General features: G+C 59.3%; 22 protein-coding genes. 9 read left to right on the plus strand and 13 right to left on the minus strand.

Annotation, left to right across the window (positions count from 1 at the left end; translation table 11 throughout):
• Positions 1–36 precede the first annotated feature (36 nt).
• The gene (locus tag ACXAET_RS13770; protein WP_475186018.1) at positions 37–324 is read right to left on the minus strand and encodes an I78 family peptidase inhibitor; all 288 of its coding nucleotides are present in this window, start codon (positions 322–324) and stop codon (positions 37–39) included.
• A gap of 130 nt (positions 325–454) precedes the next feature.
• On the opposite strand from ACXAET_RS13770, the gene ACXAET_RS13775 reads away from it, so the two are divergent.
• On the plus strand, positions 455–1567 hold the full coding sequence (locus ACXAET_RS13775) for an S-(hydroxymethyl)glutathione dehydrogenase/class III alcohol dehydrogenase (RefSeq protein WP_475186020.1): 1113 nt from the start codon (positions 455–457) through the stop codon (positions 1565–1567).
• Positions 1568–1655: 88 nt separating this feature from the next.
• Positions 1656–2384, plus strand: coding sequence for an NYN domain-containing protein (locus ACXAET_RS13780; RefSeq protein WP_475186024.1), 729 nt, complete (start codon positions 1656–1658; stop codon positions 2382–2384).
• Between the two features lie 22 nt (positions 2385–2406).
• Here the strand turns inward: ACXAET_RS13780 and ACXAET_RS13785 are convergent, their stop codons facing one another.
• From ACXAET_RS13785 to ACXAET_RS13830, 10 genes are all read right to left on the minus strand, one after another.
• Positions 2407–3345, minus strand: coding sequence for a DMT family transporter (locus ACXAET_RS13785; protein ID WP_475186029.1), 939 nt, complete (start codon positions 3343–3345; stop codon positions 2407–2409).
• Between the two features lie 141 nt (positions 3346–3486).
• Entirely contained in the window at positions 3487–3900 is a 414-nt protein-coding gene (locus ACXAET_RS13790; RefSeq protein WP_475186033.1) for a group III truncated hemoglobin, read from the minus strand.
• Positions 3901–3948: 48 nt separating this feature from the next.
• The gene (locus ACXAET_RS13795; RefSeq protein ID WP_475186037.1) at positions 3949–6867 is read right to left on the minus strand and encodes an error-prone DNA polymerase; all 2919 of its coding nucleotides are present in this window, start codon (positions 6865–6867) and stop codon (positions 3949–3951) included.
• 201 nt (positions 6868–7068) lie between these two features.
• A complete protein-coding gene (locus ACXAET_RS13800) occupies positions 7069–8373 on the minus strand; it encodes a M16 family metallopeptidase (RefSeq protein ID WP_475186040.1) in 1305 nt (434 codons plus the stop codon).
• Positions 8370–9710, minus strand: coding sequence for a M16 family metallopeptidase (locus tag ACXAET_RS13805; protein ID WP_475186044.1), 1341 nt, complete (start codon positions 9708–9710; stop codon positions 8370–8372). The genes ACXAET_RS13800 and ACXAET_RS13805 overlap by 4 nt, the downstream gene beginning before the upstream one ends.
• Positions 9711–9792: 82 nt before the next feature.
• On the minus strand, positions 9793–10311 hold the full coding sequence (locus ACXAET_RS13810) for a DUF3035 domain-containing protein (RefSeq protein WP_475186047.1): 519 nt from the start codon (positions 10309–10311) through the stop codon (positions 9793–9795).
• Positions 10312–10361: 50 nt separating this feature from the next.
• A complete protein-coding gene (gene lspA / locus ACXAET_RS13815) occupies positions 10362–10832 on the minus strand; it encodes a signal peptidase II (protein ID WP_475186050.1) in 471 nt (156 codons plus the stop codon).
• Entirely contained in the window at positions 10832–12421 is a 1590-nt protein-coding gene (purH, locus tag ACXAET_RS13820) for a bifunctional phosphoribosylaminoimidazolecarboxamide formyltransferase/IMP cyclohydrolase (protein ID WP_475186052.1), read from the minus strand. The genes lspA and purH overlap by 1 nt, the downstream gene beginning before the upstream one ends.
• A gap of 22 nt (positions 12422–12443) precedes the next feature.
• Complete coding sequence (locus ACXAET_RS13825) at positions 12444–14183, minus strand: heparinase II/III family protein (RefSeq protein WP_475186055.1); 1740 nt, start codon at positions 14181–14183, stop codon at positions 12444–12446.
• 90 nt (positions 14184–14273) lie between these two features.
• Positions 14274–15530, minus strand: a complete 1257-nt coding sequence (locus tag ACXAET_RS13830; protein WP_475186057.1) for an RsmB/NOP family class I SAM-dependent RNA methyltransferase — start codon at positions 15528–15530, stop codon at positions 14274–14276.
• Between the two features lie 89 nt (positions 15531–15619).
• Between ACXAET_RS13830 and ACXAET_RS13835 the strand changes: the two genes are divergently transcribed.
• Positions 15620–15802 (plus strand): DUF1674 domain-containing protein, encoded by a 183-nt coding sequence (locus ACXAET_RS13835; protein ID WP_113791212.1) that lies wholly within the window; start codon positions 15620–15622, stop codon positions 15800–15802.
• 100 nt (positions 15803–15902) lie between these two features.
• Here the strand turns inward: ACXAET_RS13835 and dapB are convergent, their stop codons facing one another.
• Entirely contained in the window at positions 15903–16712 is an 810-nt protein-coding gene (dapB, locus tag ACXAET_RS13840; RefSeq protein ID WP_475186061.1) for a 4-hydroxy-tetrahydrodipicolinate reductase, read from the minus strand.
• A gap of 91 nt (positions 16713–16803) precedes the next feature.
• Between dapB and rbfA the strand changes: the two genes are divergently transcribed.
• The 6 genes from rbfA to rpsO all read left to right on the plus strand — a co-directional run bounded on the left by rbfA (position 16804) and on the right by rpsO (position 21033).
• Complete coding sequence (gene rbfA / locus ACXAET_RS13845) at positions 16804–17199, plus strand: 30S ribosome-binding factor RbfA (protein ID WP_475186066.1); 396 nt, start codon at positions 16804–16806, stop codon at positions 17197–17199.
• Positions 17196–17933, plus strand: a complete 738-nt coding sequence (locus ACXAET_RS13850; RefSeq protein WP_475186071.1) for a phosphodiester glycosidase family protein — start codon at positions 17196–17198, stop codon at positions 17931–17933. The genes rbfA and ACXAET_RS13850 overlap by 4 nt, the downstream gene beginning before the upstream one ends.
• A gap of 60 nt (positions 17934–17993) precedes the next feature.
• The gene (gene truB, locus ACXAET_RS13855) at positions 17994–18899 is read left to right on the plus strand and encodes a tRNA pseudouridine(55) synthase TruB (protein WP_475186075.1); all 906 of its coding nucleotides are present in this window, start codon (positions 17994–17996) and stop codon (positions 18897–18899) included.
• A 21-nt stretch (positions 18900–18920) separates the two neighbouring features.
• Positions 18921–19424 carry a DUF1643 domain-containing protein gene (locus ACXAET_RS13860; protein ID WP_475186080.1) on the plus strand — a complete coding sequence of 168 codons (504 nt, stop codon included), beginning with the start codon at positions 18921–18923 and terminating at the stop codon, positions 19422–19424.
• 94 nt (positions 19425–19518) lie between these two features.
• Positions 19519–20622, plus strand: a complete 1104-nt coding sequence (locus ACXAET_RS13865) for a calcium-binding protein (protein WP_475186083.1) — start codon at positions 19519–19521, stop codon at positions 20620–20622.
• 141 nt (positions 20623–20763) lie between these two features.
• Positions 20764–21033, plus strand: coding sequence for a 30S ribosomal protein S15 (gene rpsO / locus ACXAET_RS13870; RefSeq protein ID WP_068336567.1), 270 nt, complete (start codon positions 20764–20766; stop codon positions 21031–21033).
• A 112-nt stretch (positions 21034–21145) separates the two neighbouring features.
• Here rpsO and ACXAET_RS13875 read toward each other — a convergent pair whose 3' ends face one another.
• Entirely contained in the window at positions 21146–21910 is a 765-nt protein-coding gene (locus ACXAET_RS13875; RefSeq protein ID WP_475186090.1) for a class I SAM-dependent methyltransferase, read from the minus strand.
• Positions 21911–21996 lie beyond the last annotated feature (86 nt).

A 21996-nucleotide genomic window follows, 5' to 3' on the forward strand; every position in this document is an offset into this window, starting at 1 on the left:
TCTAAATGAGAATCATGCCCTGAGTCGAGTCCGCACTTACCCGCAGGTCAGCCGCTGAATGATCCCGGAGCCGTTCACATAGATGTTCAGCCGGTCGATGCGATAGTCCTGCGTGGCCAAGTCATCGGGGCCCAGCACGCGGGTCCGTTCCGGCAGGCTGGCCTGAATGGCCGAGACCGGCTGGCCCACGGAATCGGCAAAGGGTTCCCCTTTGCAGAAGGCCAGGTCCACCGGGGCGGCTTCAGGCTCAGCAGGGCCGGGCTCGGGCAGGTCGGTTTCAGCGCAGGCGGCAAGGACAATCAGGATCGGGATAAACCGGTGCATTGGCGCTCCTCTTTTGAACAATGTCGTTTCTGAAATATCAAAAGCTTACAGAGCCTGCCATGAAAGTGCAGTTGAAAATACCCTGTATTTGACGCAGGGTCGGGTCAAACAAGACAGGGAGACAAGCACCATGCGTACCCGTGCCGCCGTTGCCGTTCAGGCGGGCAAACCTTTGGAAGTGATGGACGTAAACCTTGAAGGCCCCAAGGCGGGCGAGGTTCTGGTTGAAATAAAAGCGACCGGCATTTGCCACACCGATGAATTCACCCTGTCAGGTGCAGACCCGGAAGGCTTGTTTCCTGCCATTCTGGGCCACGAAGGTGCGGGCGTTGTGCTTGAGATCGGCGCTGGTGTGACCAGCCTGAAGCCGGGCGATCACGTCATCCCGCTCTACACACCCGAATGTCGTGAGTGTGAGTACTGCCTGCATCCCAAGACAAACCTGTGTCAGGCGATCCGTGAAACCCAGGGCAAGGGCCTGATGCCCGATGGCACCTCGCGGTTTTCGACGCTGGATGGGGACCCGATCCTGCACTACATGGGCTGCTCGACCTTCTCGAACCACACGGTTCTGCCGGAAATTGCGCTGGCCAAGGTGCGTGAAGACGCGCCGTTCGACAAGATCTGCTATATCGGTTGCGGTGTGACCACGGGCATCGGTGCGGTGATCAATACCGCCAAGGTGGAAATTGGCAGCCGGGCCATCGTGTTCGGTCTGGGCGGCATTGGCCTGAACGTGATCCAGGGTCTGCGTCTGGCCGGAGCCGATCAGATCGTTGGTGTCGATCTGAACCCGTCGAAGGTTAATATGGCGACCGCGTTCGGCATGACCGACTTCGTGAACCCCAAAGAGGTCGAGGGCGATCTGGTTCCCTATCTGGTCAACCTGACCAAGGGCGGGGCGGATTACACATTCGACGCCACCGGCAATGTTGGTGTGATGCGCGATGCGCTGGAATCGGCGCATAAGGGCTGGGGTGAGTCGATCATCATCGGTGTGGCGCCTGCTGGTGCCGAGATTTCCACCCGTCCGTTCCAGCTGGTGACTGGCCGCTCATGGCGCGGCACCGCGTTCGGCGGAGCGCGGGGCCGAACCGATGTGCCCAAGATCGTCGACTGGTACATGGAAGGCAAAATCGAGATCGACCCGATGATCACCCACACCATGGGGCTGGAGGACATCAACCACGGGTTCGATCTGATGCACCGGGGTGAAAGCATCCGGTCGGTTGTTGTGTATTAACAACCCTAATTTGACAGGGCGGGGTTTGACCCGCCCTTTTTGTTTCTTACCTTCAGGTCATTGTAAATTTCTGAATTGAGGGACTAAATTGGCCAACAAGACAACGGAACGCTTGGCTGTTCTGATTGACGCCGAGAATGTCCCGGCGAAACATGTTGCCGAGATATTTGAAGAAGTCGCCACTTTGGGTGAGGCCAGCCTGCGCCGAATCTATGGTGACTTTTCGGGCGGCACCCCGCAAGGCTGGAGCGCTGAGAAACTGGCGGAATACGCCATCGTTCCTCACCAGCAATTCGCCAACACCACAGGCAAAAATGCCGGAGACATTGCCCTGGTGATCGATGCAATGGATATTATGCATTCTGGCCGCTTCGACGGGTTCGTTCTGGTGTCCTCGGACAGCGATTTCACCCGGCTGGCCAGTCGCATCCGCGAACAAGGGTTGAGCGTATTCGGGATTGGTGAGCGCAAGACGCCCAAAGCTTTTGTCGCGGCTTGCAACCGGTTTATCTACATCGAGAATATCAAAAAAGACGAAGTGCAGACCAGCGGCACCGAAGGGAAAGCGAAGAAGCCTTCTGTCAAACAGGATCTGAACCACGCATATCAGCTGATCCGGAATGTTGTGCTCAAATCTGAAGACCCGGACGGTTGGGTCGGACTCAGCGGGGTTGGTAGCCAACTCGGCATGAACTACCCGGATTTCGACACGCGCACCTACGGATTCAAGCGCTTGAGTGACTTGGTACGTGCAACCGGGAAGTTCGAAGAATCCAGCGAAAACGGGGGCCTTAAGATCAGACCAAAGGACAGGTAAGGGTTTACGTATCGCGGCCGCGCTAAGACTCTGGTCGAGCTGATGCCCCCGTATCCGACCGCGGTGACCGCACGCGTAAGACCGGCGTATTCGCTGACGTGTTCGACCGGCTTTCACGCCAGACGACAAACACACCAGATGCGATGATTATGCTTGCCCCCACGGCGACCCAGCTGTCCGGGCGTTCGCCAAAAAAGATCATGCCGAACAGCGTTGCCCAGATGATCTGGCTGTACTGGCTGGGGGCGACAACCCCGGCAGGGGCCGCGCGGTAGGCCAGAATGATCAGGTGTTGCGCGACAACCGAAAAGATTCCAACCAATGCCATCATCGCCAGATGTAGCAGTGACGGAGGTTGATAGACGGCGGGCTGTGCCAGGCTCATGACTGCGATCGCCAGCAGCATCGGATACAGGATCAACACGGCCGACCGTTCCTCGTTCCCGATTTTTCGCACCAGAACGGATGCAGAGGCGCTGCAAAACGCAGCCGTCAGCGCCGCAAGGTGGCCCAGGGTGATTTCGGTTGCGCCGGGGCGCAGGACGATCAGAACACCGATCATACCGACGCCAACGGCCGCCCAGCGTTGGCCGCGAACCACCTCTCCCAAAACCGGAATCGACAGGACGGTCACGATAAGCGGGAAGGAGAACAGCAGCGAGTATACCTCGGCCAGCGGAAGCACTGAAAACGCATAGAACGCGCAGACCATGGACGTCACCATCAAGCCTGAACGCAGCATAACCAGCCAAGGGTGATGCGGCAGGAAGTTGCCCGTTGTCCGGTCGGTCAGGATCGTCACAGCCATCGGCACAAAGGAAAAGAGCGTGGCGAAAAAGATGATCTGCATCACCGAATACGTGCCACCCAATACCTTGATCAGGGCGTCATGGCTGGCAAAGACAGCAAAACCCAGAAACGCATAGCCAAGGCCGCGAAGGGTGGTGTTTTGAGTGCTCATCGCTGCGGCCTCAAGTGATGTATCGGCGTTACTGTCGCAGCGCGGGGGGGTCCGGCTGTCGTGTCTTTGAGTAAACACATTTCAGTGGGGCGCATAGCCCCTAATTTACCGCTAACATTGCATACCCGCTATGTACCGGAATCATCGCAGGACCGGCGGCGCGTCTTTAGGCTGACGTGCAGACTGAACCCCCGCCTTCATGCCCGCCCCGATCCGACGGGCTAGCGCACTCCACGGAGTAGCCGTTTCCGGTGGCAACGTCTGAGTGGCGACTTCTTCGAACAGGTCCAGCCAATGGGCGAACATCTCGGGTTTCACGTCGGGGCGTTCGATATGAACCCGCTGCGGATTGCCGTCATAGCAGCGCTCGAACAGGATGGCGTTTCGCCAGAAGGCGGCGATCTTGTCCTCATGCGCGGGCCAGTCGTGGACGTGCGTGTTAAAAACGGGGCCAAGCACCGCGTCCTTGCGCACGCGGGCGTAAAACGCATGGACTTGTGCGTTGATCTGGTCCGGCGTTGCAGGAAAGCGCGGCGGCAGGGTGGGTCTGGTCATTAAGCTCTCGGTTTTCGACTCTGATCAGGGCCATATCCGGTTCAGGGGTCACACGACAGGAGTGGTTTTGTCGCGCGGGTCCGGCGTCAGAAGATGCCGCAGCAGGGCCACCGGATGCGCCCGCAGGCTGAGGCGCGTGGCAACGTAATCCTCGACCACCTGTTCGCCCAGGGTCATTTGGGGCAGATAGGCCTCGGGTTCATCCAGCACCTCGCCCTCCAGATCCTGCGAGAACAGCGGCAAGGGTTTGGCGGTTGCAATCGCCTTGGCCTGCCACAGAGCCTCGCGCCGGGTCAGGTCGCAGGCGGCGAAGGCATCGGCCTCGGCCAGCCGTTCGATCACCGCCGGACCAAGCCCGGCACGGCGCCAGACGTCATCGACTTGATGGTAGCCATTGCCGCGCGCGGCAGTCAGCCAACTGGCGTCTTCCTCGCTGAGACCCTTTATTTGGCGGAACCCCAATCGCAGGGCCAGACCGCCATGGCCGTCAGGCTCCATCACATTGTCCCAGAAACTGGCATTGATGCAGACAGGGCGAACCTGCACGCCATGCTCGCGCGCATCCCGCACGATCTGGGCAGGGGCGTAGAACCCCATCGGCTGTGAGTTCAGCAGCGCGCAGGCGAAAATGCCCGGATGGTGGCATTTGATCCAGGCCGAAGCATAGACCAGCAGCGCAAAGCTGGCCGCGTGGCTTTCGGGAAATCCGTAGGACCCGAACCCTTCGATCTGCGAGAAACAACGCTCGGCAAAATCGTCGTCATAGCCGTTGCGCTTCATGCCGCGTAAGAAAAGCGCGCGGAATTCGCTGACATTGCCGTGCTTCTTGAAGGTCGCCAGAGACCGCCGCAGCCGGTCCGCCTGTTCCGGGGTGAATCCTGCACCGACAATGGCGATCTGCATCGCCTGCTCCTGAAACAGCGGCACGCCCAGTGTTTTGCCCAGCACCTCGCCCAGCGCGTCCGAGGGGAAGCTGACCTCTTCCTCACCATTTCGCCGCCGGATATAGGGGTGGACCATGTCGCCCTGAATGGGGCCGGGGCGGATGATGGCGACCTCGATCACCAGATCATAGAAATTGCGCGGCCGCATCCGAGGCAGGAAATTCATCTGTGCACGTGATTCCACCTGAAACACGCCCACCGAGTCCGCCTTACACAGCATGTCATAAACCTTCGGATCTTCGGGCGGCAGGGTGGCAAGGGTATAGCGGGTCTGATGATGCTGTCCGATCAGATCGAACGCCTTGCGAATGCAGGTGAGCATGCCAAGGCTGAGAACATCGACCTTCAGAATGCCCAGAGAGTCGATATCGTCCTTGTCCCAGCAGATGACGGTGCGGTCTTCCATGGTGGCGTTTTCGATGGGGACAAGTTCGTCCAAACGCCCCTCGGTGATAATGAACCCGCCCACGTGCTGCGAGAGGTGGCGGGGGAAGCCATCGATCTCATAGACCAATGATAGAGTCTGTTTCAGGCGGTGATCTTCGGGGTCCAAGCCAATCTCGCGCATCCGGTGCGCCTCGAGTCCGACGGTCGAGAAGAAGCCCCATAGCTGCGATGACAGGGCCGAGATCGTGTCTTCGGTCAGGCCCATGGCGCGCCCAACCTCGCGAATGGCGCGCTTACCACGGTAATGCACCACCGTAGCACAGAGGCCCGCGCGGTCCCGGCCGTAGCGATCATAGATGTGCTGGATCACCTCTTCGCGGCGTTCATGTTCGAAATCCACATCGATATCAGGGGGTTCGTCGCGGGCCTCGGAGACGAAGCGTTCAAAGACCATCGTGCCCAGTTCGGGGCTGACTTCGGTGATGCCAAGGCAGTAGCAGACCACCGAATTGGCCGCCGAGCCGCGCCCCTGGCACAGGATATCGCGGGACCGTGCGAATTTGACGATGTCACGGACGGTCAGGAAGTAGGGTTCGTATTTGAGCTTGCCGATCAGGGTGAGCTCATGGGCCAGCATCTTCTTGGCCTTTTCCGACGCGCCTGCGGGGTAACGCCATTTCAACCCCTCATGTGCCAGACGGTGCAGACGTTCGGTCGGGCTTTCCCGCTCGCTACCCTCGCTGGGGTATTCATAGCGCAGTTCGTCGAGCGAGAATGTGAGCTGTTCGCTAAGGTCATGCGCGCGGGCGATGGCCCCCTCATGCCCTTTGAAAATGCGCAACATCTCTGGTTCAGAGCGGAGACGCTGTTCACCATTGGCAAGCGCCTCACGACCCAGATCGTCGACCTTGCGCCGCAGGCGGATGGCGGTCAGCACGTCGGCGAGTTTGCGGCGGGTGCCATGGTGCATCATAGGCGTGGCGCTGGCGAGCGTGGGGATGCCAAGTTGCTTCGATTCAGTCTCTAATAAGCTGAAATATGCAGTATCTGCCCCATCATACCGCGGATGCATCAGTAGATGCATCCGTCCGGCAAAGCGGCGCGCCAGCTGTTGCGCCTGTGTCCGCCAAGCGTTCGCGCCGCTCGGGGACCGGGTCGCGTGTGGCCAGAGCAGCAGATGAAGACCGTCTGAGAATTCCATCAGGTCCGACAGGTGCAGGATGCAGTCACCTTTCTCGGCGCGCAGACGGCCGGCGGAGAGAATACGGCACAGGTTACCCCAGCCCTGACGGTTGAGCGGCAGGGCGGTGATGGTGGGCGCGTCGGTGAAGATCAGCCGCGCCGCCGGGATCAACCGTGGTACGGCATGAATGGGGTAGGAGGACGGTTTGGGAATATGGGCGGGGCAGGGTGGGCCAATCGAGGTGTTTTGGGCCTCCCATTCCACACGTTCGCGAACCTTGCGGGCGATCTCACGCGCCTGGGTGTGGGCGCGGACGATTCCGGCGACCGAGTTATCGTCGGCAATGGCAATGGCGGGCAGGCCCAGAGTGACGGCACGCTCCATATACTCCTCGGGGTGTGAAGCCCCGGTGAGAAAGGTGAAGTTCGATGTGATCGACAGCTCGGCATACATGGCGAATCCACATTATATTCACGTTTTGTTCTTTTTCGAGTCCTTTGCGCTAAAATCAGCGCTCATCGGTCAGAATGACGCTCTCGGTCCAGGATTGTGCAGAAAGAGCATGTGCCGCACATTTCTCAACGCGCGGCACATGTTTTTAAGTCACTCGCGTGACTTGATGAGAAGATCGCAGCCCGTTGCGGGGCGAACGGGTTAGCCGTCCAGCCCCTCGGGCTTTCCGACAATTGTGAAATGCAGGCCGTCGGGGTTGAGCAATTCACTGGCGACGCGGTTCACCTCTTCCAGCGTCACCGCGTTCACCTTGTCGTTCCGCGTGGCGATATAGTCGATGGGCAGGTTCTCCATCTGCATCCCGACCATGATCCCGGCAATACGACCGTTTCCGTCAAACCGCAGCGGATAAGCACCAGTCAGATAGGTCTTGGCGTCGTCCAGCTCTTTCTGGGTAACGCCCTCGGTCGCGGCGCGAGCCCATTCCGTGCGGATCACCTCAACCGCTTCGGCAATACGATCATTGGAGGACGAGACCGACCCCAGATAGACCGAAGCCAGATCTTTCGGCACTAGGTAGGTTGCAATTCCATAGGTCAGGCCGCGTTTTTCGCGCACTTCCTGCATCAGGCGGCTTTCGAACCCACCGCCACCAAGAATGTGGTTCAGGATGAAGGCGGCAAAGAAATCAGGATCGTCGCGATCAATTCCAGCATGACCAAACAGCGCAACCGATTGCGGCGTGTCGAACTCAACCACGCTTACACCACCGGAGATGTTTACCTCGGCCCGCTCTGGTATGGGTTTGCCTGTCTCGGGAAGATCGGCCAGCAACGTGTCCAGCAGCGCGCCAAGTTCTTCGGCAGTGATGTCGCCCACGGCACCAACATAGAGCCTATCCTTGGCAAAAACGCCGTCATAAGCGGCCACTACGTCATCGCGCGTCAACGCGCCGACACTTTCGATCGAGCCTTTGCCCTCGGATCCGTAGGGGTGATCGCCGTAAGCCATCCGTGCAAAGTTACGCCCCGCGATATCGTTGGGATCGGTCTGGTCCGACCGCAGGCCAGACAAAATTTGCGCCTTTACGCGCTCCACAGCATCTTCGTCAAAGCGCGGTTCGTGGATTGTCGTGCGCAGCAGGTCGATCACTTCGTCGCGGTTTTCGGTCAGGAATTGCGCCGAGATCGACACCGAGTCATCCGATGCATCATATCGAAAGGAAGCGGCCAAAGCTTCAACTTCGCGCGCGTAAGTCTGGGCGTCCATGTCACCCGCGCCTTCTTCGATAAGGCCGCTCATCAGGTAAACAGCGCCACGTTTGTCCGGATCATCCAGCGACGTGCCGCCACGAAAGCGCAGTTCCAGAGCGGTGAACGGGATCGAATGATCCTCGACCAGCCAAGCGGTGATACCACCAGGCGAGGTCACTTCCTTGATCTCAATAGCGGCCCAAGCGGGCAGCGCGATGACAAAGGCAATCAGGGTTGCGAAGATCCGTTTCATTGCGTCACCTCATCGTCTTTCATCAACCAGCCAGTGACAGAAGTTTCAAGCTGCAGAACCTCGCGCGCGGCTGCAATGATCTCATCCCCTGTCACGGCTTGCAGGATATCAGGCCAGGCTTGCACGTCTTCGACCGTCAGGCCACTGGTCAAAGCGCGGCCATAGCGGTTGCCAATCCCGTCCACGTTGTCGCGCGCGTAAATCTGCGCGGCGCGCAGCTGCATTTTGATCCGGTCCAGATCGTCTTGGTTCACGCCTTCGGCAATGAAATCGGCAACGGCCTGATCCATGGCATCTTCGGCCTCTTGCAGCGAAACGCCCTGCGCCGGAACAACCAACAGGTCAAAGGTCGTGTCGTCCAGTGAAACGCCGCGATAGAACGCGCCAGCATAGACAACCTTTTGCTGTTCGAACTGAAGCTTTTCATTCAGATACGACGTGGTGCCGCCGCCCAACAATTCAGACAGCAGATACAGCGCTGCAGCCTTTTCCTGCGCACCCGGATCACGCTCGGGTGCAAGATAGCTTCGTTGGACATACGGCTGCGCCACACGCGGATCTTTGTATGTTAGCCGTCGTGCTGCTGTTTGCGGGGGCTCTTGCGCGCGGTCCCGTTGCGATACATCCGGGTTGGCCGGGATAACACCATAATACTGCTCAGCCAGGGCTTTGACGTCATCGGGTTTAACATCACCGGTCACCACAAGAATGGCGTTGTTAGGTGCATAGTGAGCACGGTAGAAGGAAAGCACATCTTCCATACCCAATGTCTCCATCTCATGCCGCCAGCCGATGATTGGCACAGCGTAGCCATGGTTCAGGTATTGCGCGGCGTTCATCTGCTCGCCGAAGAGGGCGCGGGGGCTGTTGTCCGTGCGCTGGTTCCGCTCTTCGAGGATAACGCCGCGCTCGGTGGTGATGTCTTCTTCGGTCAGACTCAGATTGCGCATCCGGTCCGCTTCCATCTGCATCATCAATTCCAATCGATCTGCAGCGACACGTTGGAAGTAAGCGGTGTAATCATAAGACGTGAACGCGTTGTCATTCCCGCCATTGGCCGCGACGGTGCCCGAAAACTCACCCGGAGCAAGCGTGTCCGTGCCTTTGAACATCAAATGTTCAAGGAAATGTGCAATGCCGGACGTACCCGCAGGCTCATCCGCCGATCCGACGCGATACCAGACCATATGCTGCACAACGGGTGCGCGGTTATCTTCGATGACGACGACATCCATGCCGTTGTCCAGCGTGAACGTTGTAACCGCCTCATGCCCTTCTTTGGCAATCAGGGGGGTGGCGGCGAGCAGGGCGGCAGATAATGCCAAAGCCCGAACCATGGGGCATCCTCCGTTTCGTTTGGTGCTATTCAAACTACGATGGTGCGGCGCAGGTTCAAGGCCGATGACGGAAAGTTAAGATTTATTCATTCGCCGGAGGCGCGGAAGGCGTTTCGAGCCCGGCCCGGCGCGCGGCTTCGTTCTGCGCGGCAGCATCAAGTGCTTCGCGGCGATACACCTGCTCGTACCGATCGACTTTGAACAGGCGCAGACGCGTCAAACGGCCTTGTTTCCTGCGGAACTCGGCATCTTCTGTTTCAATGACCTGCCGCGTGTTGGCGGGAACGCCGTAACGGCTAGAGGCAGTGACCAGCGCGGCGTCGCTGGATGGGATGGACGTATTGGGGTTCAAAGCCGCCTCGCTGCCGCCCAATGCCACGATGGCATCCGCTTTGGGGTTCGGGTCGGTCAGGTTGGCGCCGCCCGGCGTTGGGGCAGGCAGGAACTGGTAATCCTTGGGCTGCGTCAGCGGTTTGACTGGCATGACCGAGAACTCATCCGGGCCGTCTCCGGGCGCCTCAAGATGGCGCAGGCCGATGTTCGAGCATCCGGCAATCGTCAAAGCCAATGTCACAGCAAGTATGGAACGCGGCAACCGCATCAGAGTCTCCAGCCTGTTTGTGGCGCTTTTATCCCATTTCTCGGAGGAGGTCACGAGGGCTTTTTCCCATCAAACACCACAAGGCCGATGGCACCGGCAAAGATGAACACATCGGCCAGATTAAAGACAAACGGGTTGGTGATGCCGCAGCAGGACATGTTCAGGAAATCCAGCACAAAACCGTAGAGCACCCGGTCAACCACGTTTCCAAGCGCGCCGCCAATCAACAGCCCGCAGCAGACAAGCATGAGTTTCGTGGGTGCTGCCCGCATCAACCATACCAGAACACCGACCGAGATTGCCAACGAAATGCCGATCAGCATCCAGCGGGCAGCCTCGGAGTTTCCTTGGAACAGGCCGAAATTGATGCCCCGATTCTCGCCGTATTTGAACACCAGAAGCGGCGGCAGAATGTCGATATTGCCCTCGGCCACGCGCAAAACGTGGACGACCAGATACTTGCTGATCTGGTCGATCAGGAATGCGGCCAGCGCCGCCCAGAGCAGAAGCCGATAACGCATCAGTGACGGAAGTGACGCATGCCGGTGAAGACCATGGCAAGGCCTGCCTTGTCCGCGGCGGCGATCACCTCATCATCACGCATCGAGCCACCGGGTTGAATCACGCAAGTAGCACCGGCTTCGGCGGCCTCCAACAAACCATCGGGGAAGGGGAAGAATGCATCCGACGCCACGGCAGAGCCGATGGTCAAAGGTTGCGCCAATCCCAGCGCATCGGCCATGCGTTCAGCCTTTTTGGCGGCGATCAGGGCCGAGTCGACCCGGCTCATCTGACCCGCGCCCACACCGACGGTTGCGCCGTCCTTAACGTAGACGATGGCGTTGGACTTGACGTGTTTCGCCACTTTCCAGGCAAACAGCAGATCGCGCTTCTGCTCGTCTGTCGGGGCTTTCTTGGTGACGACTTTCAGATCATCCAAGCCAACAAAGCCGTTATCCTTGTCCTGCACCAGCAGGCCACCGGCCACCTGCCGCACGGTTTTGCCACCTGCGGTCACATCCGGTAAACCCTCGGTCGTCAACAGGCGCAGGTTTTTCTTGGCGGCAAAGATCGCCTTTGCCTCATCCGATGCACCGGGGGCGATCACAACCTCGGTGAAGATACCGGTGATCTCTTGCGCGGTTGCGGCGTCAAGCGGTTGATTCAACGCAACGATGCCACCAAAGGCCGAGGTCCGGTCACAGTCGAAGGCGGCTTTATACGCCTCAAGCAAGGTCGCACCCTTGGCCACGCCGCAGGGGTTGGCGTGTTTGATAATGGCACAGGCTGCACTTTCTGACGGATCGAACTCAGCAACCAACTCGAACGCAGCATCGGTGTCGTTGATGTTGTTGTAGCTCAGCTCTTTACCCTGATGCTGCACGGCGGTCGCCACACCGGGACGGTTGGTTCCATCGGTGTAGAACGCGGCCTGTTGATGGCTGTTCTCGCCATAGCGCAGGGGCTGCTTCAATTCTCCGGCAAAGGCGCGCCGGGTGGGCGTGTCCAGTTGCAGCGCATCAGCCATCCAGTTCGACACGGCAGTGTCATAGGCAGCCGTGCGCGCGTAAGCCTTTTGCGCCAGCCATTGACGGAAACCATACGATGTCTTGCCGTAATTCTCTTCCAACTGATCCAGCAGGGACGAGTAATCCTCGACATCAACAACCACGTTTACAAAGGCGTGGTTTTTCGAGGCCGCGCGGATCATCGCCGGGCCGCCAATGTCGATGTTTTCTATGCATTCATCGTAGCCCGCGCCTTTGGCCACTGTTGCCTCAAACGGGTAGAGGTTCACAACCAGCAGGTCGATCGCGCCAATTCGGTGTTCCTCCATCGCCGCAACATGGGTGTCATTGTCGCGCAGGGCCAGCAACCCGCCATGCACCATCGGGTGCAGGGTCTTGACCCGGCCATCCATCATTTCGGGGAAGCCAGTGATCTCGCTTACGTCCTTCACCGCAAGCCCAGCATCGCGCAGCGCTTTGGCCGTGCCGCCGGTCGACAACAGCTCAACCCCGCGATCGGCCAGTGCCCTTCCCAGTTCGACCAGACCGGTCTTGTCGGAAACGGAAAGCAGCGCGCGGCGCACGGGGTGAAGATCAGTCATGGGTCCAAAGGTCCTTTTGGCGTCAGTCGAAATCGGGCTCGTCCCGGTGCAGGTCGCGCACGGCATAGGCTGTATCCTGTGCCTTGCTCAACGTCCACTGGATGCGCGTCGCATACTCCATTGCGCGCCCGGATAGAACGATCTGTTTTGTCGCGCGTGGCTTCAACCGGCCTTTTTCGAGATAAACGCTTGGTTCAACAGTGAGTTTTGCCGCACCATCATGACGGAACACCCAGATTTCCCCACTTTTGAGCGCCATTGACACCGCCGCACCGCCCAGATCAATAGCCGCATCGACATCCGGATGCAGGTGAAACCGGATGTCATAACCAATCCCATTCAGGCCCGACGCGTCCAGCGCCCTGTCAAATTGCCGTTTGGCCTTGTCGCTGGCGGTCAGCAAAATATCCTCGCCCGTCAGCTCGCGCCCGTCGAAGCGCAGTTCGAACGTGCGAGCGTGGGTCAGGCCGAAAACCTTGGTGTAACCGTCATGCCCGGCCATGAAGCGTGCGCCTTCCATCGCTTCTTCAAACTCCACCGGTACATCCTTGGGGGCGTCCACCAGTGCCTCGCTGTCGCTGCTGGGTCCTGCATTCGCCAAACGGGCACTGGAATACCCATCAAGGCACAACGTCGAATGAGACGGAGTCGCCCGTCCGGCCCGCCGCCATTCCGCACCGAAAGTTTCACCGGACCCGCAGTTCACAATCAACGGCCGCCGGCCTGATGTGAGTTCAAAGGCAAGGGTCGACGCGTGAGCATTGTAAGATGCAGCCCCTGTGGGTGGCGCGCTGGCGTCCAGAATCACGCTGGTGCGCCCCGCATAAAGGCGTGCGTAGCCCATTGCCAGACCGGATGCGGGCTGGGGTCGAACGCCGCTTTGGGCCAAGGCCTGATCCAACCGTCCCTCGACGCCGCGGCCCCCTCCGTGAAACCGGGCAAGGGCGCCATCGGAATGGCGCAAGCTGCGCAAGGTGGGCGCGATGCGCTTGATCGCGTCGGCCTGCGCGCCGGGCGTCCCCCGTCCCAAAGCGCTGAGCGCGGCCGAGGTCCAGGACAACAAAGTAAAAACTTCTAACAGTTCTTCGGGATTGCGGGTGGAAATCCCGCCCTGCCGGTCAACTTGTTTCTCGCATTCCTTTGCAAGGGCGCGCAGGGCCGGGTCTGACATGTGTTCCAGCCCGTTCAGCGCCAGACCGGCCTGCACCAAACCGGCCAGCGCCTCGAATCGCGGCAGGCCCGGCGTGGCTGCGTGCCAGCGCTTTGACAGGAACCATGTTTGTTGTGCCAACGCGCGGAAGAACAGACGGGTTCGCTTTTCATCCGCACCCCGCAGCAGGAAGGCCGCGTGGTTGATCCAACGCATTACGCGTCGCCCCGTGAGATCAGGAACCCATCCCGGCCCTTGCCCGCGTCCATGCGCATCGATCCAGCCCCAAACCCAACGCTGCGCTTTGTCGCGCGCCCGCATGTCACCGACTGCGGCAAGATCATCCAGCCAGGCAAACCCATGACGCTCGTTGTCAAACCCGGTGCTAGGCGCGGTTACGTCCCAGAGGTTGGTGTCCTCTGCCTCGACCAGATATCCGGCAAACAGCAGATTGCCCGCAACCAATTGCCGCCCGCGCGCAAAAGATCCAACGGTACGGGGTTCAGGCTCGGTCACGAAGCCGGTGACTGCCTTGCGTCTCTGGCTGAGCCGCGCGTACAGGCGGTTCTGAAACCGCGTCCACCGGTTTGTCATGGTATCTGTATTCGACATGACGCTCGTTACTCTGCCCCTTGCGCTCTGCTGGCGCCTGAGACCCAACGATAGACCGCGCTGGTCGTCAAGTCACCGAAAAGCGTGCCGTTAGGCGGATTTGTTCAGGCCGGCGATATAGAAGCCATCCATCCCGCCGAGGTCTGCCCAGTAATCGGGCCGCAGGCGCAAGCCGCCCTCTTGCGTAATCCATTCCTGATCCACACCGGCAATCTTCAGCGCATCGCGGTCAACCGTCATGTCGGGGTGTTGATCCAATGCCTCTTCAATCTGTACCTCCCCCTCGTCCGGCAGCAGCGAGCAGGTGCAGTAGACCAGCCGCCCACCGGGTTTCAGTGAGGTCCAGGCATGAGCAAGCATCTGCGTCTGCAACGCGATCAGTTCGGCGAATTCCGATCCGTCCTTGGCAAAGGGCAAATCCGGATGCCGTCGAATCGTGCCCGTGGCAGAGCAGGGCGCGTCAAGCAGGACGGCGTCGTACTGGCCCTGATGCTCTAGCGCATCGCCTGCAATAACATTTGCCTGCAGATTTGTGCGCTTGAGGTTCTCGCGGACTCTTTCCAGACGCGATTCCGAGATATCCAGCGCTGTGACAGTCGCCCCGGCAGCGGCCAGTTGCAGCGTCTTGCCACCGGGCGCCGCGCAAAGATCCAGTACGGTTTCCCCGGCCTGTGGCGCCAGAATGCGCACCGGCAAAGCCGCCGCGGCGTCCTGCACCCACCAGTCACCCTTGGCGAACCCCGGCAGGGTCGAGACTTGCCCCGCATCGTGAACACGTAGTGACCCGGTCGGCAGCGCCTCTCCGGGTCCGGTTGCACCCGGCTTGAGCGTGATATCCAGTGGAGCACCTGTGAAATGGGCCCGTTCCATCTCTGCGACGGCATCCGCCCCCCAGGCCGCGATCAATGGCTCGCGCAGCCATTCGGGCAAACGTGGAACGCGCATTTTTGGCCAGGCCTCGGGTCCTTCGTCGGCCACTTTACGCAGAACCGCATTCACCAGACCCTTGAGCCGCCCATGCTTGCGCGACCGGCCCACGATTTCGACCATGGAATTGACCACGCCATGTGCAGCTTCACCCAAGCAGAGCTCAACCGCGCCCAGACGCAGCGCATTCTGCACGGTCAAAGCGGGCGTACGGTTCAGATGGTTGTCCAGCAACCGGTCGGCGCGTTCAAGCCCGCGAAGGGTTTGCAAGGTCAGACGTTGCGCCCGGGCGCGATCGTCCGGTGCCAGCCGGTCTAACGCGCCGGCGGCCAGGCATTCAGGCAAAAGCCGCCCTTCGCCCAGTATTTGATCCAGCAGATAGATCGCGCTGCGTCGCGCCGCCGTTGCGTTGTCGGACATAGAACCGCCTTTGATTATAAACGCGTCCGCATTGCCAACAGCGGACGCAGGCGTATATCAAGCCCATGCACGGAAAGGAACCCGATGTCATGAGTGACGACCGCAAAGACCTGCCCCCTGCCGCCCAACGCGCATTGGCCGAGGCGGAAGAGCGCCGCAAGAAGGCCGAGGCCGAAGCCAAAAAGATGCCGAAGGAACTGGGTGGTCGCGATGGGCCCGACCCTGCACGCTATGGCGATTGGGAGAAAAAAGGCATCGCGATCGATTTCTGATCCTCTGACCCGGTGACGCGCGAAAAAGACGCTAAACCGGTCGTGTCGTACATTTGAGTCAACGCGCACCGCCCGTTGTGCAGGCCGTGCCGTGACCGGTTCATAGCCCAAGCACATCAACCATATCGTACTGACCGGGCGCCTTGCCTTGACCCCACAGCGCTGCTTTCAGTGCGCCGCGAGCAAAGATGGCGCGGTCAGTGGCAAGGTGGCGCAGCACGATCCGTTCACCGGGGGCGGCAAAAAGAACGTCATGCTCACCCACGATGTCACCGCCGCGAATGGCGTGAAACCCGATGTCGCCCCTTTTGCGCGCGCCGGTGATGCCATCACGGCCCCTGTCGGCCACATCTGCCAGCATGACGCCGCGCCCTTCGGCGGCGGCCTCACCCAGCATCAGGGCTGTGCCCGAGGGCGCATCGACCTTATGATGGTGGTGGCCTTCGATCACCTCGATATCAAAATCCTCATCCAACGCGGCGGCGACCTTTTTGGTCAATTGAACCAACAGGTTGACACCAAGGCTCATGTTCCCCGCTCGTACGATGACGGCATGGCGCGCGGCAGGCTCCAGCGCTGCGATCTGGTCCTCGGTCATGCCGGTTGTGCCGATCACGTGCACGCAACGCGCCTGTGCCGCCAGAGCAGCAATTCCCAGCGTTGCCTCAGGCGCTGTGAAATCAATCACCGCCTGAGCCTGCGCGAAAGCCTCCAGCGGGTCATCGGTCACTTTGACACCCAGCGCCTGACCACCCATTGCTTCGCCTACGTCCTGACCGACCCAATCGTGGCCCTCACGCTCGACCACACCAACAAGACGGGCTTGATCGCTGTCCGATACGGTCTTGATCAGCATCTGCCCCATGCGGCCCGAAGCCCCTGTGATAACGATCCCCGGAATATGGGTCATTGTGCTGGTCCTTTCGCATTTGTCGGCTCAAAGCCTCCTACCCCGTTCGCGCCCGCTTGGCAAAGCCCTGCTTTGGGCTTAGATCGGGGATATGGCAAAGAACAAATTCCACGATGGCCCCGGTCCGTCCCAACGACAACTGCGTGTCGGCGAACTGATCCGTCGCACCCTGTCCGAGGTTCTGGCGCGCGGGGATATCCACGACCCCGACCTGAACCGTATGTCCATCACCGTTGGCGAGGTGCGCACCTCGCCCGATTTGAAGATCGCCACTGCCTATGTGCTGCCCCTAGGTGGCAAAGGGCAGGAGGACGTGATCGAACTGCTGGCCCGCAACAAGGGCGAATTGCGGCGCGTGGTTGGCAAGAAGGTCGGCCTGAAATTCTCGCCCGATCTGCGGTTCCGTCTGGATGACACGTTTGACCGTCTGGACGACACACGCCGCATGTTTGAACAGGACGCGGTGCGCCGCGATCTGGACGAGTGATACGCGCACTTATCTTCTTGGGTGCCTTCCTTTGGGCCGCGCAAGCTGCTGCGGTGACCTGCGAAAAGGTGACCCATGAAGAAAAGCGTTACACGGTTTGCGAAGTGGATGCGTCCGAGGCAGACCTTCGCCTGTTTCTGAAGGATGAAAATGGCGAGGTGCTGGGGCATTTCTCATCGGTGAACGAAGTGCTGGCCGCCGACGGCAAACGTCTCGCTTTCGCAATGAACGCGGGCATGTACCACGATGACCGCTCACCCGTTGGCCATTACGTCGAAGACGGTCGCGAGCAGATGCGCGTGATCCCCAATGCAGGGCCGGGCAATTTCGGCTTGCTGCCGAACGGTGTGTTCTGCATCCGCGACGGTCGCGCCGACGTTTTCGAAACGCTGGACTATGTAGATCGGGCGCCCGTGTGCCGCTTTGCCACCCAATCCGGCCCGATGCTGGTCATCGATGGGGAACTTCACCCGCGTTTTCTTCCCGATTCGACCTCGCTCTATGTGCGCAATGGCGTGGGTACCAGCGCGGATGGGACGCGGGCGGTGTTTGCAATCTCGGACGATTATGTCACCTTCCACGAGTTTGGCAGCCTGTTTCGCGATGTGCTGAAAACTCCGAACGCGCTGTTTCTCGACGGCAATATTTCCCGAATGTACGAGCGGGCCAGCAATCGGTCTGACATCGGGTTTTCGCTGGGTCCCATTGTGGGGGTGGTAGAAGACGCGCCCTGAAATTGACAGCGGCAGAGCGATCCGCTAGGTCGCGCGCCTCAGCAAGGATCAAGGTGCAAGATGGGACGCAAACGCAAGGGCCGCGACATTTCCGGTTGGCTGGTGGTCGACAAGCCTGCGGGCATGACCTCGACCGCTGTGGTCAACAAGGTGCGCTGGGCGTTGGACGCCCGGAAAGCGGGTCATGCAGGTACATTGGACCCCGAGGCAACCGGTGTTCTGGCCGTGGCCCTCGGCGAGGCGACCAAGACCGTCCCCTACATCACCGATGCGCTGAAAGCCTACACCTTCACCGTGCGTCTGGGGCAGGCCACCAACACCGATGACGCCGAGGGCGAAGTGATTGCGCAAAGCGATGCGCGCCCGTCGGATGACGAGATCAAGCAGGCGCTGGCCCCGTTTCTGGGCGACATCATGCAGGTGCCGCCCAAGTTCTCGGCCGTGAAGATCGACGGACAGCGTGCTTACAAGCTGGCCCGCGATGGCGAGGATGTGGAACTGTCCGCCCGCCCGCTTTGGGTTGAGGAACTGGTTCTGGTCGACCGCCCTGATCAAGACCACATTCTGCTAGAGATGACCTGCGGCAAAGGCGGCTATGTCCGCTCGATTGCCCGCGATCTGGGCGAAGCACTGGGGTGCTACGGCCACGTCAAAGAACTGCGCCGCATCTGGTCCGGCCCGTTCGAGGCGGAAGATGGCCTGAGCATCGAGCAGATCGACGAGATGGCCAAGACACCCGCGCTGGATGAGTATCTACACCCGCTGGAAACCGGCCTGACCGACCTGCCAGAGCTGAAGTGCACCCCCGAGGGCGCCACCCGTCTGCGCAATGGCAATCCGGGCATGGTTCTGGCTGGTAACGTGGAATATGGCGATGAGGCATGGGCTTCGCTCGACGGCAAGGCCATTGCGGTTGGCATATATAAATCTGGCGAGCTCCACCCAAGCCGGGTGTTCGTCACCTGAACTCCGTGTTAGGCGAAGGACATGATCACCCGCTCCCATACCAAGGGCGACGCGCCCTCGACCGCCATCTATTCCGACTGCGAGAAGTATCGCTATAGCCTGACCCGTATCTGGGACCCTGAGGGGCGCAAGGCGCTGTTCGTGATGCTGAACCCATCGACCGCGACCGAGGTGCAGAATGACCCGACCGTCGAGCGCTGTGAACGGCGCGCGCGGGCGCTGGGGTTCGGCGCGTTTCAAGTCACCAACATCTTTGCCTGGCGCGACACCGACCCGCGCAAGATGCGCGCCGCGGCTGATCCGGTGGGGCAGGAAAACGATGCCGCCATTCTGGACGGAGCAGATTGGGCCGATCAGATCATTGCCGCCTGGGGCACCCACGGCGCGCATCTGGAGCGTGGCCCTGCGGTCGAAACCCTTTTGCGTGGAACGGGTCTGCCGTTGTTTCATCTGGGATTGACCAAGGAAGGGCACCCGAAACATCCGCTCTATATCGCGTATACTCAGCAACCCGAACCGTGGTGACAAAGGGTTAACCACAAGGTCAGCTTGGCTTTGACCAAGCGGTTGATTGCATGAGATATTTACCCTTGGGGCGATGCGTTCACGGAGGGTTCCCATGTTTCTGTTCGGATTGCTGAGCCTTGCCGCTGTGGGTGGTGCAGCTTTTGCCTTGAGTGACGCGTTTGTCGCAGATGACGCGCCGGAAGAGGATGACAGCATTGATGACCAGCCCGACGAAATCTCAGAAGGGAATTTCCTTGAAATCGACACGCCTGAGGAAGGCACGCTCGAACCTTCAGGGCAGATTGAACCTGCAGAGCCGACCGATACCGAAGATCAGCTCGACTCCGAAGACCAGCCCGAAACTGTAGATTTCTCAACCGGAACGCCCTCAACCGGAACGATTGTGTCCGAGTATCAAGGCGATCTGGTCATTTCCGGTACTTCGGACGCGGATATTTTAACCGGGCAGTATGGCAATGATCAGATCAATGGCTTTGCCGGCGATGACGTCATTCACGGCTGCGAAGGCAATGATGTGCTGCATGGGGGCGCAGGTTTAGACATTATTCTTGGCGGTGAAGGAGATGACATCCTTCACGGTGAGGATGGGGACGACCTGATGGCTGGGAACGAAGGCGAAGACACGCTTTACGGCCATTTCGGCGCGGATCAGATGGAAGGGGGGGCGGGCGACGATACCCTTTACGGCGGGCAGGACGATGACACTCTGCTTGGCGGTGACGGGCGTGACGCACTGCATGGCGGTTTCGGCGACGATATCCTGGACGGAAGCGCGGGCGAGGACGTTCTGTTTGGCGGCGATGGCAATGATGTGCTGACCGGTAAGGACCCCTATGGCGAACACGCCCCCGACTTTCTGAACGGCGGTGCCGGAGAGGATCAAATTCTGGCAGACAGCGGCGATATCGTTACAGGTGGCGACGGTGCAGATGACATCATTCTTGACCCGGATGCTGAGGATGAAGCGGTGACCGTGATGGATTTCCAACCTGGTCAGGATAAGCTGTTCGTGTCCTGGGATGGTCAGGATGATCCGGAAATTCGGATTGAAACCGACACCGAGAACGAAAATCTGGTCCATGTATTTGTTGACGGGCAGGGTGTTGCGCAGTTGCTTGGTGCAGAAGGATTGACCGTAGACGACATTCAATTGATCTCTGGTGCAGAACTGGCGCACCTGACCGCGCTAAGCTGATTTAAGAATCCCTTTGCCATTCGAAGAAAATGCGCTTATACGCGCCCATCCGCATCGGAATCGGTGCGGTTTTCTCCATGGGCCTGCGCTGGACGACATCCCGGCCTGCGCCATTCACGCTAACCTTTAAAGGAGACCCCGATGTCGATCACTGCCGCTGAAAAAGCACGCGTCATGAAGGAATTCGCAACCAAAGACGGCGACACCGGTTCGCCTGAAGTCCAGGTTGCCATCCTGACTTCGCGCATCAACACCCTGACCGAGCACTTCAAAACCCACAAGAAAGACAACCACGGTCGTCGCGGTCTGCTGAAGATGGTTGCCCAGCGTCGTAAGCTGCTGGACTACCTGAAGGGCAAGGAAGAAGCGCGTTACCAGGACCTGATCAAAAAGCTGGGCATTCGCCGCTAAGCGCTTTTTGCACAAGACTTGAAACTGGATTTTCCGGTTTGACGCCCGTCATTTTGGCGGGCGTTTGCTTTTTCTGATCGCCGGACGGGCAGGGCATCGCGAAACGCTGTTATCAGCCATGCGCTTTCTGGACGAGAACACGTTTGGCATTGCCACGCGCGGCATCCACCAGATCGGAAACGTCGCCGACACTGTCCAAAAGTCTTTTGCCTTGGTGCGCTTTTTTTGCCCTGAGATCGAGGATGATTGACCCGTCCTCGGCCACAACGTCTTTGAAATAGCTAAGATAAGTCTCAACAGGGTAGTGAAACCCGCAAGAGATAAAGCTGAACGCAATATCAACGGGCGCGTCTGTGTTCAGATCATCCACCGCTGGATTTCGGCAATGAATCTGTCCGGGTTCAACACCATTCTCGATCAGAAACGCCTTGGCTGTTGAAAGGTTCGAATATGCCGCCCCAGTTTTGGTGAATCCAAAGTGCCTTTCGTCGGTTTTTTCAAGGTCGATCAGGACCAATTTGCAAGCGGTGTCGCGCCAAAGGAAAAGGTCAAAGATCGCATAGCCACAGCCGATATCTGCAATTGCTTTCGGTGCGCAATTCGCAATGGCGCGCCTCAGTTGCTGGTATTCCAGATAGATGATGGCAGCTGCACGTCGGACAAGTTCATCTCTGTTCTGGTCAACCAGGGATGCGGCAGGGCCGGAGTCCCCGGCTATCCACGATCTGATGATTTTTGCTGATCTGGGTTGATCGTGAATAATCTCTGATCGCTGCATAATCAGGTTTATCACGTCTTTGTGGGAAAATGCCTTGAAACTCAATCCTTTAATTTCTGGCAGCGCGGTTGCCTCTGCCATTTGCTCAATCGTTATCATTGCCTGTTCCCGGCGCGATTACTTCAATGACGTTTAGATTTTCGGTAACGCGTCACCTACCAAAGTAGAACGTCTAGGAACAGTCT

Source organism: Ruegeria sp. AWH4_226, from assembly GCF_056159225.1.

Bases quoted from the DNA above. Each gene is read 5' to 3' on its own strand.
- ACXAET_RS13860 (WP_475186080.1), top strand. From the start codon at position 18,921: ATGATCACCCGCTCCCATACCAAGGGCGACGCGCCCTCGACCGCCATC.
- lspA (WP_475186050.1), bottom strand. From the start codon at position 10,832: ATGCGTTATCGGCTTCTGCTCTGGGCGGCGCTGGCCGCATTCCTGATC.
- ACXAET_RS13770 (WP_475186018.1), bottom strand. From the start codon at position 324: ATGCACCGGTTTATCCCGATCCTGATTGTCCTTGCCGCCTGCGCTGAA.
- truB (WP_475186075.1), top strand. From the start codon at position 17,994: ATGGGACGCAAACGCAAGGGCCGCGACATTTCCGGTTGGCTGGTGGTC.
- ACXAET_RS13830 (WP_475186057.1), bottom strand. From the start codon at position 15,530: ATGTCCGACAACGCAACGGCGGCGCGACGCAGCGCGATCTATCTGCTG.
- dapB (WP_475186061.1), bottom strand. From the start codon at position 16,712: ATGACCCATATTCCGGGGATCGTTATCACAGGGGCTTCGGGCCGCATG.
- ACXAET_RS13800 (WP_475186040.1), bottom strand. From the start codon at position 8,373: ATGAAACGGATCTTCGCAACCCTGATTGCCTTTGTCATCGCGCTGCCC.
- ACXAET_RS13875 (WP_475186090.1), bottom strand. From the start codon at position 21,910: ATGATAACGATTGAGCAAATGGCAGAGGCAACCGCGCTGCCAGAAATT.
- ACXAET_RS13865 (WP_475186083.1), top strand. From the start codon at position 19,519: ATGTTTCTGTTCGGATTGCTGAGCCTTGCCGCTGTGGGTGGTGCAGCT.
- ACXAET_RS13825 (WP_475186055.1), bottom strand. From the start codon at position 14,183: ATGTCGAATACAGATACCATGACAAACCGGTGGACGCGGTTTCAGAAC.
- purH (WP_475186052.1), bottom strand. From the start codon at position 12,421: ATGACTGATCTTCACCCCGTGCGCCGCGCGCTGCTTTCCGTTTCCGAC.
- ACXAET_RS13790 (WP_475186033.1), bottom strand. From the start codon at position 3,900: ATGACCAGACCCACCCTGCCGCCGCGCTTTCCTGCAACGCCGGACCAG.
- rpsO (WP_068336567.1), top strand. From the start codon at position 20,764: ATGTCGATCACTGCCGCTGAAAAAGCACGCGTCATGAAGGAATTCGCA.
- ACXAET_RS13785 (WP_475186029.1), bottom strand. From the start codon at position 3,345: ATGAGCACTCAAAACACCACCCTTCGCGGCCTTGGCTATGCGTTTCTG.
- ACXAET_RS13775 (WP_475186020.1), top strand. From the start codon at position 455: ATGCGTACCCGTGCCGCCGTTGCCGTTCAGGCGGGCAAACCTTTGGAA.
- ACXAET_RS13795 (WP_475186037.1), bottom strand. From the start codon at position 6,867: ATGTATGCCGAGCTGTCGATCACATCGAACTTCACCTTTCTCACCGGG.
- ACXAET_RS13805 (WP_475186044.1), bottom strand. From the start codon at position 9,710: ATGGTTCGGGCTTTGGCATTATCTGCCGCCCTGCTCGCCGCCACCCCC.
- ACXAET_RS13810 (WP_475186047.1), bottom strand. From the start codon at position 10,311: ATGCGGTTGCCGCGTTCCATACTTGCTGTGACATTGGCTTTGACGATT.
- rbfA (WP_475186066.1), top strand. From the start codon at position 16,804: ATGGCAAAGAACAAATTCCACGATGGCCCCGGTCCGTCCCAACGACAA.
- ACXAET_RS13835 (WP_113791212.1), top strand. From the start codon at position 15,620: ATGAGTGACGACCGCAAAGACCTGCCCCCTGCCGCCCAACGCGCATTG.